The following is a 15,727-nucleotide window of genomic DNA, read 5'->3' on the forward strand; positions in this document are numbered from 1 at the left end:
CGTCTCTTCCAGCTTCAGTGGATGTTAACCGGGATACAGTATCTGCGGTTGCTGAGGAGGAAGGTGACTGCATGGTTTGTTTGGAGGTCCTCCCTGTTTCCAATTGGAGAATCGTTTGGGGATGACAACAATAGAGTACGACCTTGTCAGCCCGGTAAAGTTCCAGGCAACCGGTATCAGAGAAGCCTGACCTGTTTTGTCAGGCAGCCTGGCTGTGGGATGTGTTACTGGATAGCGCACCGCTGCAGCTATTCCAGATGAATACACGTCAACTGCCACAAACTGAAAACTGACGTATTCATAATTTCTGAAAACATAAGAGAGCCAGCAGCTTTCACTGCTAAGAAAAATCACGATCACCACCCTGAAAATTGAAACAAATGCACCTCGAAATCAAGGCCAAGAGAAAACTATGGCTATGTAGTTCAGGCATGAGATGGAAATCAGCAGGTGCAGAAGTTCTATTGGAGACAAGGTCTCTGATCCAGAGTAAAGGTCGTTGGGAACAACTTTGGTCAAACGTAATGTCAGGTAAGGTTTTAATTGACGAATGAGTCAGTTATCAAATTGAGAGAGCACCCAGCTATTAAACGATACCCAAATTTCTGTTGGCAGACCCTGAGATAGTTCGGTTTTTAGCTAATAGAATCCAGGATTGATAGTTTGTGAGTAAAAGTGTTCGTTTTTGTTGTCTCTGTTGCTAAGTTTTTCTATAAAAATCAATACTTTTTGCAATAAAAATACATGTAAGTACTGGTACTCATTGCGGGAATTGCTTATCTTGTAGTTATATTACATTTGATCAGTATCAATTTTTTTTAAGCTTTGGCTGTTAGACGAAACTTGTTCGTATACTTGATGTTGCAAGTAATCAACCATTAACAATAACGATCACAAAGTTTGTTGTAGCAGTATCGATCTCGGAGCCGATTTGTATGCATGATATCGACCCAATAGAAACCAGGGAATGGCTGGAAGCACTGGATTCCGTCCTGGAGCAGGAAGGTGAAGACCGTGCTCATTTTCTGCTGACCCGGCTTTCCCAGCATGCTCGTGCCAAAGGTACGCAGCTGCCATACGCTATTACCACGCCGTATCGCAATACGATACCACCGGAAAAAGAAGCCCGTATGCCCGGCGACCTGTTTATGGAGCGTCGTATTCGCTCCCTGGTCCGCTGGAATGCGCTGGCTATGGTGATGCGGGCCAACAAGAAGGACAGCAGCCTGGGAGGACATATCTCTTCCTTCGCCTCCAGTGCCACTCTGTACGACATCGGGTATAACTACTTCTTCCACGGCCAGGGCAGCGATCGTGAAGGTGATCTGATTTATTACCAGGGCCACGTATCACCTGGTATCTACTCCCGGGCTTTTCTGGAAGGTCGTCTGGACGAGGGCCAGCTGGATAATTTCCGTCAGGAAGTGGATGGCAATGGTCTTTCCTCCTACCCTCACCCCAAGCTGATGCCTGACTTCTGGCAGTTCCCGACCGTATCCATGGGCCTCGGCCCTCTGCAGGCGATCTATCAGGCTCACTTCATGAAGTACCTGATTAACCGCGGCATGTCCCAGGATCAAAACCGTAAGGTCTGGGCATTCCTCGGGGATGGTGAGATGGATGAGCCGGAATCTCTCGGTGCCATTTCCCTGGCCGGTCGTGAGAAGCTGGATAACCTGATCTTCGTGGTCAACTGTAACCTGCAGCGGCTGGATGGCCCGGTGCGTGGTAACGGCAAGATCATTCAGGAGCTGGAAGGCATCTTCCGGGGGGCTGGCTGGAACGTTATCAAGGTCGTCTGGGGTCGTCATTGGGATCCGCTGCTGGCCCAGGACAAGCATGGCAAGCTGCAGGAAGTGATGGACAAGGCCGTTGACGGTGATTACCAGAACTGTAAGGCAAAAGGCGGTGCCTGGACCCGTGAGCACTTCTTTGGCCGTGACCCGGAAGCGCTGAAGCTGGTTGAACACCTGTCGGATGATGATATCTGGCGTTTGAACCGTGGTGGCCATGATCCCTACAAAGTCTTCGCTGCTTACCACGAGGCGGTTAACCATAACGGCCAGCCTACCGTCATTCTTGCCAAGACAGTTAAGGGCTACGGTACCGGTACCACCGGTGAAGCAGCCAACGTCAGCCACAACGTCAAGAAGCTGCCGGTTGATGACCTGAAGCACTTCCGTGACCGCTTTGACCTGCCGATCAAAGACGAAGACATTGAGACCCTGCCTTACTTCAAACCAGACGCTGACAGCCCGGAAATGAAGTACATGCGCAAGCGTCGTGAAAAGCTCGGTGGCTTTATTCCCCAGCGCCGGGTAGAAACGGACGTTAAGCTGGAGATTCCCGGCCTTGAGGCTTTTGAAGCGGTGACCAAGGGCAGTGGTGAACGGGAAATCTCCACCACCATGGCTTACGTACGTATTCTGGGTGCGCTGGCCAAAGATAAGAGCCTGGGCAAGCACATCGTGCCGATCATTCCTGATGAAGCCCGTACCTTTGGTATGGAAGGTATGTTCCGCCAGCTGGGTATTTACTCTGCGGAAGGCCAGAACTATGAGCCGGTAGACTCTGACCAGGTGATGTTCTACAAAGAATCCAGACAGGGGCAGATTCTCGAAGCGGGTATTAACGAAGCGGGGGCCCACGCCGCCTGGATTGCTGCCGCAACCTCTTACAGCAGCAACAACGTGCCGATGATTCCGTTCTACGCGTTCTACTCCATGTTTGGTTTCCAGCGCACTGGCGATCTGGCATGGGCAGCGGGTGATATCCAGGCCCGTGGTTTCCTGATTGGTGCTACTGCGGGTCGTACCACGCTGAACGGTGAAGGTCTGCAACATCAGGACGGCCACAGCCACATTCTGGCCTCCACGGTGCCGAACTGCATTAGCTATGACCCCACCTACGGCTATGAAATGGCGGTGATTATCCAGAACGGTCTGCAACGTATGTATGGCAACGGTGACAATGTCTGGTACTACATCACCGCCATGAATGAAAACTACCGTCAGCCAGCGCTGCCGGAAGGCCCTGAAGTGATCGAAGGCATCATCAAGGGGCTTTACAACCTGGAAGAAAACTCCCGTAACCAGGGGCTTAAGGTCCAGCTGATGGGTTGTGGCACTATCCTTGAAGAAGTCCGTGCGGCTGCCGGTATTCTGCGTGATGAGTTCAACGTTGAATCGGATGTCTGGAGCGCAACCAGCTTTAACGAGCTGGCCCGGGATGGTCAGAACGCCAGACGTTACAACATGCTGAACCCTGAAGCTGATAAGAAAGTCAGCTGGGTTGAGCAGCAGCTGTCTGGCCGTAAAGGTCCGGTTATCGCCGCGACTGACTATATGAGCCAGTACGCTAACCAGATCCGTGAGTTTGTGCCGACAACCTTTGTTTCGCTGGGTACGGATGGATTTGGTCGCTCTGACACCCGTGAACAGCTGCGTCGGTTCTTCGAGGTAGACCGTTACTTCATCGTGGTGGCTGCCCTGTATGCGCTGGTTCAGGATGGTGAGCTGGAAGCGTCCGTGGTCAGCGAGGCCATCAGGAAGTTTGATATTGACCCTTCCAGAGCTAACCCTCTGTATTGCTGAGTCCGGAACTGAAGAGAAGGTATGAGGAATGAGTGACGAAATCATCAAGGTTCCGGATATCGGCAGTGGTGAGGCAGAAGTCATCGAAATCTGCGTCCAGCCCGGTGATACGGTGTCGGCCGAAGACTCCCTGATTGTTCTGGAGTCTGACAAGGCAACCATGGAAGTCCCGGCTCCACGGGATGGCGTGGTGACAGAAGTGCTGCTGACTGTTGGTGACAATGTCAGCGAGGGTGCTCCGTTGGTAAAGATGGCTGCAGCAGCATCTGAGGTTGTCGAGCCTGCAGCGGACAGTGGGCAGCCAGCAGTAGCCCCCGTGGCGGCAGCCCCGGTGGTTGAAGCGGCCGGTGGCTCCCGGACTGAGTCGGTGCATGTACCCGATATCGGTGCCGAAAATGTGCCGGTTATTGAGGTTTGTGTGAAGGTTGGGGACACCGTTGCCCTGGAAGACTCATTGATTGTTCTGGAGTCCGACAAAGCAACCATGGAAGTGCCTTCCCCGGTAGAAGGCGTGGTGACCGCCATTCACGTCAAGGAAGGTGATGCCCTGAATCAGGGTGACCTGGTGATTGACGTTGAAGTCAATGGTGGTGGTGTTGCCGCTGTAACGCCTTCGTCGGTTTCAGGCGCAGCTCCGGAGCCTGCCGCTGTTGTGCCAGTTGCACCCGCACCACAGTCCGGACCGCGCATGGAGAAAGTAACGGTACCGGATATTGGTGCTGAGAATGTTCCCGTGATTGAGGTCTGCGTCAGCGTTGGCGATCAGATTGAAGAAGAGGCGTCACTGATCGTACTGGAATCTGACAAGGCAACCATGGAAGTGCCTTCACCGTTTGCCGGTGTCGTGAAAGCCATCATGGTCAAAGAGGGCGATACCCTTAGCCAGGGCGACCTGATTCTGGATATCGAAGTGTCTGGTGGTGCTGCAGCACCGGCTGTCAGCCAGCCAGCGCCTGCAGCCGCTGCACCTGCCACTGTGCCACCGCAGCAGGAGGCTCCGTCCCGCGCACAATCGGCACCACCTCCACATGCAGAAGCGCACCCTGTGGAACTTGAGCGTACCAACCGCAAGTTCCATGCAGGCCCTGCAGTGCGCAAACTGGCCCGTGAATTTGGTGTTGATCTTGCCGAAGTGACCGGCAGTGGTCCCCGTCGTCGCATTTTGAAAGAAGACGTGCAGAAGTACGTCAAGATGCGCCTTAGTGAAAAAGCACTTTCAGGACAAGGGGCTGCTCAAGGTGCTTCTTCCGGGTTGGGTATTCCAGCCATGCCAGAGATCGACTTCAGCAAGTGGGGGGACATCGAGAAGGTTGCCCTGAATCGCCTGCGCAAAGTGGCGGCTCAGAACTTCCAGCGTTCCTGGCTGAACGTGCCACACGTAACCCAGTTTGATGAGTGTGACATCACTGAACTGGAAGCGTTCCGCAAGGCTCAGAAAGCCATGGCCGAGGCCCGTGGTACCAAACTGACACCTCTGCCGTTTATTCTGAAAGCTGTTGCTTATGTGTTGAAAGAGCTGCCACAGTTCTGTGCTTCCCTGAGCCCTGATGGTGAAACGCTGATCTACAAGAAGTACATCAACATTGGAGTCGCGGTTGATACCCCAGACGGTTTGCTGGTGCCGGTGATCAGGAACGTGGATCAGAAGAGCCTGTGGGAACTGTCGGCTGAATGTATCGAGCTGGCCGGTAAGGCCCGTGACAAGAAGCTGAAGCCTGATGAAATGCAGGGTGGCTGCTTTACCATCTCCAGCCTGGGTTCTATCGGTGGCACGGCGTTCACTCCGATCGTCAATGCGCCGGAAGTCGCCATTCTTGGTCTGTCCAGGGCCGCCATGAAGCCCGTGTGGAATGGCAGGGACTTCGATCCAAAGCTGATGCTAACTTTGTCACTGTCTTATGATCACAGAGCCATCAACGGTGCGGATGCAGCACGTTTCACGACAATGCTGGGTGAATTGTTGACCGATATTCGCAAGCTGCTTCTTTGAGACTTTGGTTAATAAAAATCCGGAGGTGGTTAATCTCCGGATTCGGTATTGTATTTAATTGGAAGTTATGAAGAAGCTAAATTTTCCCGCAGTGCGTCCCAAGCATCAAACATAACCTCTACGTGGACAGGATCAAAATTTTCCCAAATCTTAACATTACGACTATGTTCTTCTCCAATTGATTCTAATATTCTTTCTCGAATCTTAATGGCGTCTTTCTCATGTTTAACCTTGATTGTTAACAAGGATCTACGTGCCTCAGCACTTTTAATATTGAAATCCTCATTCGGTTTAAAATTATTTTTTATTAAAGTACTCACATCAAAAGTTTTAAAAGGGTTAGCAGATAAAAGATTTGAAAACTCATCTGTTGTAGCGGTGGTAAGGCCAGTAGATAAATGCTTTGAAGAGTTATCTATTGCAGAGGCTGGTAACTTCTCATTTTCTGCTGTTGAAGGCGTTTTTACAGGACTTTGTTCCCCGGAAACACTGGGCTGCTGGGAGGCTGGTTCTGCTTTTTCCAGTACCGTTTGAGAAGCTACAGAGGCTGAAGGGGCTTCAATACTGGTTTTCAGGTATTTTTGTAACTGCATATTGTATTGTGGTAACAATCCAGTTTCATACTCTTTGATATCTGATAATTCGATTTCATTACCAGGCAGAGGTAAAATTTTATCATATGGCAACAAAACTTGATTGGCTAACTCTTGGCATTCGGACCATTTATTATCAGGTCTATTATCTTTGTCATTAGATACATAATCATCTTCGTCATCAGATAAGTCATCTGTCTTAAAATATGTCTGATTATAAGAGTTACAGTCTTCAGCGGCTGTGATCATGGGTGGACCATCAAGGACCAAAAATCTGCCATCTTTAATGATCAACTCAAGCAACCGATTACCTTCCCTGTCCACAATGGCAATGTAGCCAGGGCAGTTAAAATCAAAGCAAGGAGTGTAACATGACCTACTAATATCTACTGCCGCAGTGGCAATGGAGCCACGGGCACCCTTTTCATCAATGGATGCTTTGATCTTCTGAATTATTTTTAGTTCATCACACGGCGATGTGCCTAACCTTGATAAATCTTGTGCTTTTATGGAGATTCCTAATGCCTTATTAATTTTATCCAGTAGCTCAGTTTCACAACTGTCCGCTATGTCAATTTTGGGTAGTTTTAGCTCAACCTTAATTTTACTGTCATTTAATTTGCCAATCAGATGATTAATCGTTTCAGAATTCAGGTGATTAATTGCTGTTGCACTGCTTTTGCGCGGTTTTATCGCCACCAATTTAAGATCTTCCCCATTCACAGATCGAAATTCTTTGGCAATGGCAGCAAATTTTTTGTCAGTAGCCACGCGAAAGTATTCAGTTTTACACATCATCATGACGTTATTAATAAAAGTTCCATCTGCACACTGAAATTGGCCCTGTTCCGTGTCATCTTCAGAAAAACTTTTCTCCCAGTCAACCTGGAATTTCATCACACTGCCTAAAGCTGCTTTAACTTCTTGCCGCTCAGGTTCAGTAAGATGATCAAAAACCGTTTTAATTTCTCCTTCGGTCTTATCATGAACAAAAGAATCTATGGTGTCTGCAAGGTTCTTGCCATTGTTATTATTGTCCAGCTTTTCGGTTTTATAATATTTAGACAGTGACTGTTCATACTGCTCATTATCGTAGCAACAGGTAGACCCAATAAAGTTAGTGATACGGATTGACTGATCAGAGTCAGGATCGTAAGAGTGTTCTACGGCACATTTACCGAGTTCTGTATGAATCTTATCTTTCAGATCTTGAGTTAAGGAGCCCGGGGGGATGCCAAGAGCCGATGCCACGATGGTGTCGTCTGTCATACTCAACAGAGCCATGCCCAGAGGCTGAAGCAGGCTGACAAGAGAGAATGCCTTACTTTTATTGCCTTTAATGTCCAAGAGTTCAATGGATAATTTATCCGCCATTGTTTTAACAATATCAGAGGCCGATAAAGTGGCCGGGTGCGCTGTGTCTGGCCGATTTAATATCTGGAATAACGCTGGCATCCCCGGGGCTAAAGGCTTGGTATCCATAGTATTCTCTCCAATGCTTGATAAAAATTATTTAGCGAGGAAAAACTCGCTGCCTCCATGCTTTGTGGCAAGGGCTTGTCTAGTTAATCAGCCGCAAGTGACGGGAAACTGTATTGATTTACAGTATTGATCTGATAAATGGACCTTCAGCGTTGCCTACCTGAATATTATTAAGACATTTTGTGTGGATAATAGTTCCCTGGACGGTCACAATCTTTGGTCTACTCTCGGTCCCCAGAGCCCTGCACCAGCACCACATGCACAAGCTGAGCAACCAATCGCAAATTTCATGCAGGGTGAATTGTTGACCGATATCGACAAGGGCTTCTTTGAGACTTTTGTTAATAAATCCGGAGGTGATTAATCTCCGGTTTTGCATTGTATTTATTTATTATCATCACGAAGTAACTTATCACGCAGTGCTTTCCAAGCCTTGAATGAAACCTTTACTTTAACAGGTTCTAATATCTCCCAAACGTCAACAAAGTTTTTATGTTCTTCTTCATCAATTAATTCAAATACTTTTTGTCTAACCTTATTTGCGGTATCCACAGTATCAACAGTGATAGATAAGACATAATCATCAAATAACTTAACGCTGGAAATATTCAGCTCCCCACTCGAGTTGAGCCCATGTTGTATTAATGTACTCACATCATTAACAGCTTGAAAAGGTTCAGGAGTTGATAACCTGTTTAGTGTAGAGGTATTAACGTCATCATCATCATCCGACTGATCATCATGCCACGGATCAACATCTTTCCGGCCTTCAGGGATAGTGATCACAGGCGAACCATCAGGCACCAAAAAGCTGTCATCTTTAATGACCATCTCAAGCAACCGATTACCTTTGCTGCCTACAATGGCTATATAGCTGGGGCAGTCAACATTAAAGGTGTTTTCGCCCCCCCTTGAAGCCGCTGTTGCAGCAGTGGCAATTGTGCTGTCAGCACCCTGTTCGTCAACGGATACTGTGATTTTCTGTACCATCCGCAGATTATAAGTGGGTGATGGGTTTAACCTGGACAAATCCCGAGCTGTTATGGATGTTCCCAGGGCATCTGTAATTTTTTCCAGTAGTTCAGTATCACCACCTTGCTTTACTTCTATTTTGGGAAGATCCAGCGTAATCTCCGCTTTACTTTCATCCAATTTGCTAATCAGATGGTTAATGGTTTCAGAATCAAGTTTGTTAATCGCTGTCGCACTGGTCCTGTTCGGTGTTATCGCGACCAATTTAAGATCTTCCCCATTTTCCGATCGGAAATCTTTGGCAATGGCAGTAAACACTTTATTGCCAGCAAAGTGTAAATTTTCTTTTATACGCATCTTCCTGACGTTTTTCATAGTTCCATCTGCGCACAGAAAACGGCACGAAGCCTTACTATTCAGGGGAAAAGCCTCCATCCAGACACCCCGGATTTCCATTACATTACCTAATACCAATGAAATCTGGTTCCGCTCAAATTCAGTAAGATCATCAAACAACTGTTTAATTTTTCCTTTGGTTTTCTCTTTAACAAAAGTATCTGCGGCGTCCGCTACGTTCTCTTTATCAATTTCCAACGTTTGGGTTTGATAACATTCAGACAGTATCCGGTCAAGATACTGATCCGTGGTAACAGAGGCTGTACCAACAAAGTTAGCGGCAGAGATGATCTTGCCAGTTTCATCATAAGGTCGGTCTTTGCTGAATTCACCGAGCTTTTGATGGATTTCCATCTCCAGCTCTTCAGTTAACGAGCCCGGGGGGATGTTCAGGAGTGATTCCTTCTTGGCGTTATCTTTCATACACGCCAGAACCATGCCCAGAACCGGTGCCAGGCTGGCAGAAGACACTACCCTGCTTTTTTTGTCGGTAATACTCAGGATCGCAAACGATACGGTATTCATCAGTTTTTCAACAATATCAGAGGCCGATAAAATGCTCCGGGAGGATGTGTCCGGGGGAGTTAATGACTCTAATGACACTGATGGTGTTTGGCCTGAAGATATCGGTCCCATAGTATTCCCTCCATTTGATAATAATTAATGCGTGAGAAAACTCGCAGCTTCCATGCTTTCTATCTACTGATGATTGATATTATCCGGTCACGGATTGCCATCCGCTGTTCCTCTGTTATTAATGCCGCCCGTTCCCATTGTGGCGGTATCTCTGCCCGAATTTCTGCCAGAAGCTGTTGGGCTTCCGTTTGTTTGTGGGATATGCCCTCAAGCCACTGCAACCAACGCAGATCAAGGGTCGCTTCATGCAAATCAAGAAAACGACGATGAATATCCAGAACTTCCGGACACCGGCTGGCAGATGGGTAGATATACATAACATCTCCCTCCCGACCATCGATGGGATCAAATGGGTCGGCAGTAGGCATACGGCCATGCCATTGTAAATAGCCCTCAGCACCGGATCGCCAGAGATACAGGCCAGCCGCTAACCTGGGTTTGGGCATGTTGTATAGCCAGACCGTGCTGTTTTCCTGCCAATCGTCAATATTTTCTTCGGTCACTTCGGTGCCGTGGTTGATCAGGAGAAGATCTGTTTCTTCGGCAAGTTCAGCCTGATGGTCATGGTTCAAATGGCCAGCAGTTTTAAATGGTTGGGCGTTATCGTTTAGCAGGCTGGCGGTGTTCTTTATTTGCGAAAAGTGATCCCTGGCTGGCTCGTCAAAAATTGACCAGTAAATTTCAGGGAGATTCTGGTTCTTTGATAACTGTTGCAGCTGTTTTAAGTCCGCTATTGCCTCTGTTTCGCCTTTCTGACTTAACAGTCGTTTCAAAGGTGCGTAAGCCAGAATCTTGCCGTTGAAGCCAAAGCGCACTAATTGCTGCAGTTGCTTAATAAACGTCTGTCGTCCGGTCTCGGTGCCAGGTGTTGCCAATGCAGGGGCAACAGTGCTGAAACCGTGGGAAGCCAGCAGGGAAAGATCGCAGGAAGTGGTATTGGCACTCTGTCCTGCCAGAGCCTTGAACCACTGATAGTAGGGTGGCGGTTCCAGGTAGAGGCCTACAGGGGTTTCCAGTTCTGGCAGCACGGTCGAAAGTACCCGTACTTTATAATGCAGCAACCGCAGTTCACCACCGCTGAACAGCTGAATCATACCAGCGTAATCGCCAGGGAGTGCTTCAGTGGGAACTTCCACCTGAACATAGAGGCGTCTGGGCTTTTTGCTGGATAGGCGAAGGCTTGCCATATCGGCACGGAGATAGCTGTCATCCAGTATCAGTGACGTGGCATTGGGCGTCGGTCTTTCATAGCGCCAGTGACCATAGCGGGTGATAACCTTTAAGGGCTCTCCATCCGACGATTTCGGTGGGGAAACCACAACGGCGGGTGCAACGTCATCCATCGGGCTTGCTATTTCAAAGGCCAGGTTAAGCAGGCTGTTTCGGGCTGCCAGATAAAAAGCGTCATCATCCTTTACCTGCTGGCTGATATCTTCCAATGACAGTGAATCTGGAGGGGTGTATGGCTCAGTGGTTACAGACCATTGATTCAGCAGGCGTTTCTGTCGTTTTTTCTGGGTAGCCTGGGCAAAGGTACCTTTAACAGGTTCCAGAACCAGAGCCGCCAGGTATCTGGCGTCATAGTCACCGGTCAGATCGATAGTCAACATCCCATTGATGACACCAATGTTTTTGCTGATAAAGTGACTTCGGCGTTCACCAACCAACGCCCACAAGTCCCCATCGATACCGCCTTCTTTTTTCCTGCCAGCCAGATAAACATCATTGATCCACTGCTCCCTGGTAAACTTCTCATCAACGATGGTGGTGCCATTGGCAATGATTTGCCGGTTAAGAAAGTGAGGCAGGTATTCCCATTCTCCCTGGTCCTGTGTCCACAGGCTGAGTTTCCATAATCCATCAGACCAGGGGATCTGCAGGCTGGAAACCCCGGCAATACCATCCCGAATCAGTGCATCACCGGAAGTGCGGACCCGTTCGGTGGTTTTGCCTTTCAGGTATGAGCTGTTTTTGCCAATGGATTCAAAGCCGGGGAAAGCCGCGCTGTCGCCTGACCCAAAATCCAGCGCCAGGGTGTTTTCGGGCAGACTGGCGGCGGAGCTGATATGGATTTTTTCCAGCTCGATGCCAGCCCACATATCGGCACTGAACACAAACAGTTTGGTGTATGGCTGTGTAAAGGGTTGTCCGCCGGATGTTTTCAGACCTGAGAGCGGCAGTACCACTGCAAACGGACCGGGTGAGAGCGTGAACTCCTGGTTGACCCTGGACCGGTAATCTGCGGAGCTTTCATTATCAATCCGCACAATCAGGATTTGCTGTTTGTCTGAGCCATTATTGCCGCTGATGATCAGCTCAGATCCATTCTTAAAGTCGGACTGCTGGAAGGTGTGGATAAAGGGTGGTGATTCCGCTTCACTCAGCAGCAGGTTTTCATCACTTGCCGAAGAGAAAGGGCTGCTGAGGCTTAGAATACAGGCAGCTGATACAGCCCATTGTCTGGTCGTTATGCCAGTTAACCTTGCTTTCGGCCATATTAACTTTCGAAGCATGTACTTAATGGCCTGTTCCATGGTCTTTTCAGCTGCCTCACAGTTGTTTGGGGGTAGCCTTAATATCGACGGAAAGGAGACAGTTTAAAGAATCTGGAATGGAAGGGAGGCACTGGCGCTGATCCAGAGATCAGCGCTCAGATTGGCAGGGTCAGGCCAGGGCACCCAGAAAATTCTTCAGGGTAATAATAATGATCACCAGAACCATCAGGGAAAAATCCAGCCCACCAAGGGGTGGGATCACTTTGCGTATACGGCTGGTGAGTGGCTCGGTAATCTGGAACAGCAGCATCAGCCCCGGGTTATAGCTGTTCGGTGCTACCCAGCTGGCGATGGCGATAATGATCAGACTGAACATATAAATATTCAGAAACTCGATGCCCAGTTTAATCAGGCTGCTGATCAGGACACTGGGGAAAGGAATGGTCGCCAGAGAGAAACCACCTATCAACAGCAGTACATAGAGCAGTACGATCTGAAGTATCAGCGCCAGAACCAGAGAGGCCATGTCCACACCGCCATAACCGGGAATTATCTTGCGGATGGGATTGAGTAGTGGCGATGTGGCTTTCACGATAGCTTGAGAAATCGGGTTATAGAAGTCGGCTCGAACCAGCTGAAGCAGGAAGCGAATCAACACAGCCATGATATACAAACCACCCAGGGTCTGGATCAGGAAGCTGAGACTCGAAGAAAGTGCAGACATAGAGTGTATTGGTTACCCTTTGGTCAAAATAATTTAATAATCTGTATGCATATTACAGCTTTCCATCGCCCGTCAACAGAATCAGTCTTGCAGCGTTTCTGCCAGTTCTATCGACCGGTTGACGGCAGCATTCATTGCCTGTGCCACCAGCTCAGGCAACCCCTGTTCCTGAAACGTCTTTATGGCCTGTTCCGTGGTTCCGTTGGGAGAGGTAATGCGACGACGAAGCTCGGCGACATCAACATCACTTTCCGTTGCCATCCTGGCAGCCCCCAGGGCCGTTTGCAGGGTCAGCTGTCTTGAGGTTTCTGCATCAAGGCCAAGGCGAACACCGACCTGTTCCATAATTTCCATCAGCAGGAAATAGTAGGCCGGGCCACTGCCGGAAACGGCTATTACCGCATCAATTAAGGACTCATGGTCGACCCACCTGGTAATACCTATGGCATTAAAAATATCATCGGTCAGCGCTTTTTGGGCAGTACTGACGTTTTTGTTGGCAAACAAACCGCTGGCACCGCATTGCAGTGCAGAAGGTGTGTTCGGCATGCTGCGTACGATCGAAAGGTGCTCGCCTCCCCAGTTCTGCAAACTTTCCATGGTAATGCCGGCAGCGACAGAGATAACCAGGGCATCCGGTTTTATGGACGGGCTTAAGTCGGTCAGAACCGCTTTCATCACCTGTGGCTTCACACAAAGCATAATGATGTCAGCCTGGCTGACGGCCTGGTGATTATCCACGGTGGTCGCAATATTAAATTTTTCACGGATATCGGACAATGTTTCTGCCGTTCTGGCGGAAGCAATCAACTGGTAGGTTGGCCAGCCATTATTGATCAGGCCACCGATAATACTGCTGGCCATATTGCCAGCACCGATAAAAGCAATGGTTGATTTATTCATGCGTTGCTGTCCCTTTCAGGTGCTTGTAGAGAAAAGGGCTGAGCAGAGGTTCTGGAGCCAAACAGTGCAGTACCAATACGAACCATGGTTGAACCTTCCTGAATCGCTGCCTCAAGATCATCCGTCATACCCATGGACAAGGTATCCATCGTCAGTGAGAACTCGGTATTCAGGGTATGTAACGCATTGGTCAGTGCCCGGAAAGGCTCACGCTGTCGGTCAGGGTCGGTTTCCGGGGCGGGAATAGCCATCAGGCCACGCAGCTTCAGGTGGGGTAAGCGGGCAATGGATGGTACCAGCGCTGGCAGCTCATTCAGGCTGATCCCGGATTTTGACGCTTCGCTGCTGATATTCACTTGCAGGCAGATATTTAACGGTGAGAGCTCCCGGGGACGTTGATCATTCAGCCTTTGCGCGATTTTCAACCGGTCAACACTGTGAACCCAGTCAAAGTGGCTGCTGATATCCCGGGTTTTGTTGGACTGGATTGGACCGATGAAATGCCAGTGGATATCCGCAAGATCACTGAGCTCATCCATTTTTCCCAGGGCTTCCTGAAGGTAGTTTTCGCCAAAATGCTTTTGACCCAGATGCCATGCTTCACGCACCATAGAGGCAGGTTTGGTTTTGCTGACTGCCAGCAGTTGCACTTGCCCGTTGCGATTACAGGCTTGCTCAGCTTGATGAATTCGGTCATAAACCCGCTGAAATCGGTTTTGTAATAAGGTCATCAGGTTGTACATTACCGGGTAAATAATAAATTGGCAGGAAGATTGTTCTGGAATAGCGCTATTCCCAGATAATCTCATAGTTTACCTGCTTCCTGGTGTAAGGGGGATAATAAATGGATATTACAGAGCTATTGGCGTTCAGCTATAAACAGGGGGCTTCGGATCTGCATCTGTCGGCAGGACTTCCGCCAATTATTCGAATCGACGGTGATGTTCGCCGTATCAATCTGCCGCCCATGGAGCAGAAGGAAGTTCATGGTTTGATCTATGACATCATGAACGACAAACAGCGTAAAGATCTGGAAGAGCACCTGGAAGCGGACTTCTCGTTTGAAGTGCCGGGCGTTGCGCGTTTCCGTGTCAATGCTTTCAACCAAAACAGGGGAGCGGGGGCAGTGTTCCGGGCTATCCCCAGTAAAGTACTGACCATGGATGACCTGGGCATGGGACAGGTATTTAAAACCATTGCGGATAAACCCCGGGGTTTAGTGCTGGTGACTGGCCCTACCGGCTCTGGCAAGAGCACCACGCTGGCGGCCATGATGGATTACATTAATGACACCAAATATCAGCATATCCTGACCATCGAAGACCCCATTGAATTTATCCACACCCCGAAAAAGTGTCTGGTTAACCAGCGGGAAGTGCATCGGGATACTCATAGCTTCAGCAATGCCCTGCGCTCTGCGTTGCGTGAAGATCCCGATATTATTCTGGTTGGTGAGATGCGTGACCTGGAAACCATTCGTCTGGCGATGACCGCTGCGGAAACCGGTCACCTGGTGTTCGGTACGTTGCACACCACCTCGGCGGCAAAAACCATTGACCGTATCGTCGATGTATTCCCGGCGGAAGAGAAGTCCATGGTGCGTTCAATGCTCTCGGAATCCCTCCAGGCTGTGATCTCGCAAACACTTTTGAAGAAAAACGGTGGAGGCCGGGTAGCCGCCCATGAGATTATGCTTGGCACGGCAGGTATTCGAAACCTGATTCGGGAAGATAAGGTTGCCCAGATGTACTCAGCCATTCAGACCGGCGGTGGGCTTGGCATGCAAACACTGGATCAGTGTCTGACGAACCTGATGAAAAAGGGACTGATCTCTCGTGATGTGGCTCGTGAAAAGGCCAAGGACCGTGACGCATTTTAGGTGTCGCACTCAGGGTAGACATTAAGGATTGATGGTAAATTTGCACCCTGCCTTCTTTCAGCAC

Annotated in this window: 10 protein-coding genes; 4 read left to right on the forward strand and 6 right to left on the reverse strand. The window is 49.2% G+C overall.

The annotated features are described in order from the left end of the window. Positions 1-935: 935 nt before the first annotated feature. Entirely contained in the window at positions 936-3,593 is a 2,658-nt protein-coding gene (gene aceE / locus J7439_RS04320) for a pyruvate dehydrogenase (acetyl-transferring), homodimeric type (protein WP_209200602.1), read from the forward strand. A gap of 28 nt (positions 3,594-3,621) precedes the next feature. Next, positions 3,622-5,583 (forward strand): pyruvate dehydrogenase complex dihydrolipoyllysine-residue acetyltransferase, encoded by a 1,962-nt coding sequence (gene aceF / locus J7439_RS04325; protein ID WP_209200603.1) that lies wholly within the window; start codon positions 3,622-3,624, stop codon positions 5,581-5,583. A 65-nt stretch (positions 5,584-5,648) separates the two neighbouring features. On the opposite strand, the gene J7439_RS04330 is transcribed toward aceF, so the two are convergent. Next, positions 5,649-7,658 carry a serpin family protein gene (locus tag J7439_RS04330; protein ID WP_209200604.1) on the reverse strand — a complete coding sequence of 670 codons (2,010 nt, stop codon included), beginning with the start codon at positions 7,656-7,658 and terminating at the stop codon, positions 5,649-5,651. A gap of 384 nt (positions 7,659-8,042) precedes the next feature. After that, a complete protein-coding gene (locus tag J7439_RS04335; RefSeq protein WP_353622997.1) occupies positions 8,043-9,551 on the reverse strand; it encodes a serpin family protein in 1,509 nt (502 codons plus the stop codon). Here J7439_RS04335 and J7439_RS26290 point away from each other — a divergent pair. Further along, positions 9,433-9,690 (forward strand): hypothetical protein, encoded by a 258-nt coding sequence (locus J7439_RS26290; RefSeq protein WP_286198205.1) that lies wholly within the window; start codon positions 9,433-9,435, stop codon positions 9,688-9,690. The two genes, J7439_RS04335 and J7439_RS26290, sit on opposite strands and share 119 nt — an antisense overlap. Before the next feature lie 31 nt (positions 9,691-9,721). Here J7439_RS26290 and J7439_RS04340 read toward each other — a convergent pair whose 3' ends face one another. From J7439_RS04340 to J7439_RS04355, 4 genes are all read right to left on the reverse strand, one after another. Further along, complete coding sequence (locus tag J7439_RS04340) at positions 9,722-12,196, reverse strand: glycoside hydrolase domain-containing protein (protein ID WP_209200606.1); 2,475 nt, start codon at positions 12,194-12,196, stop codon at positions 9,722-9,724. Positions 12,197-12,326: 130 nt separating this feature from the next. Then, positions 12,327-12,881, reverse strand: a complete 555-nt coding sequence (locus tag J7439_RS04345; protein ID WP_209200607.1) for a YggT family protein — start codon at positions 12,879-12,881, stop codon at positions 12,327-12,329. An 81-nt stretch (positions 12,882-12,962) separates the two neighbouring features. After that, positions 12,963-13,784, reverse strand: coding sequence for a pyrroline-5-carboxylate reductase (proC, locus tag J7439_RS04350; protein WP_209200608.1), 822 nt, complete (start codon positions 13,782-13,784; stop codon positions 12,963-12,965). After that, a complete protein-coding gene (locus tag J7439_RS04355; RefSeq protein WP_209200708.1) occupies positions 13,781-14,515 on the reverse strand; it encodes a YggS family pyridoxal phosphate-dependent enzyme in 735 nt (244 codons plus the stop codon). The genes proC and J7439_RS04355 overlap by 4 nt, the downstream gene beginning before the upstream one ends. Positions 14,516-14,628: 113 nt before the next feature. Between J7439_RS04355 and J7439_RS04360 the strand changes: the two genes are divergently transcribed. Further along, positions 14,629-15,663 carry a type IV pilus twitching motility protein PilT gene (locus J7439_RS04360; protein WP_209200609.1) on the forward strand — a complete coding sequence of 345 codons (1,035 nt, stop codon included), beginning with the start codon at positions 14,629-14,631 and terminating at the stop codon, positions 15,661-15,663. Positions 15,664-15,727: the final 64 nt, after the last annotated feature.

This window comes from Salinisphaera sp. G21_0 (assembly GCF_017744115.1).
In the GTDB taxonomy this organism is placed as follows: Bacteria; Pseudomonadota; Gammaproteobacteria; order Pseudomonadales; family Endozoicomonadaceae; genus Endozoicomonas.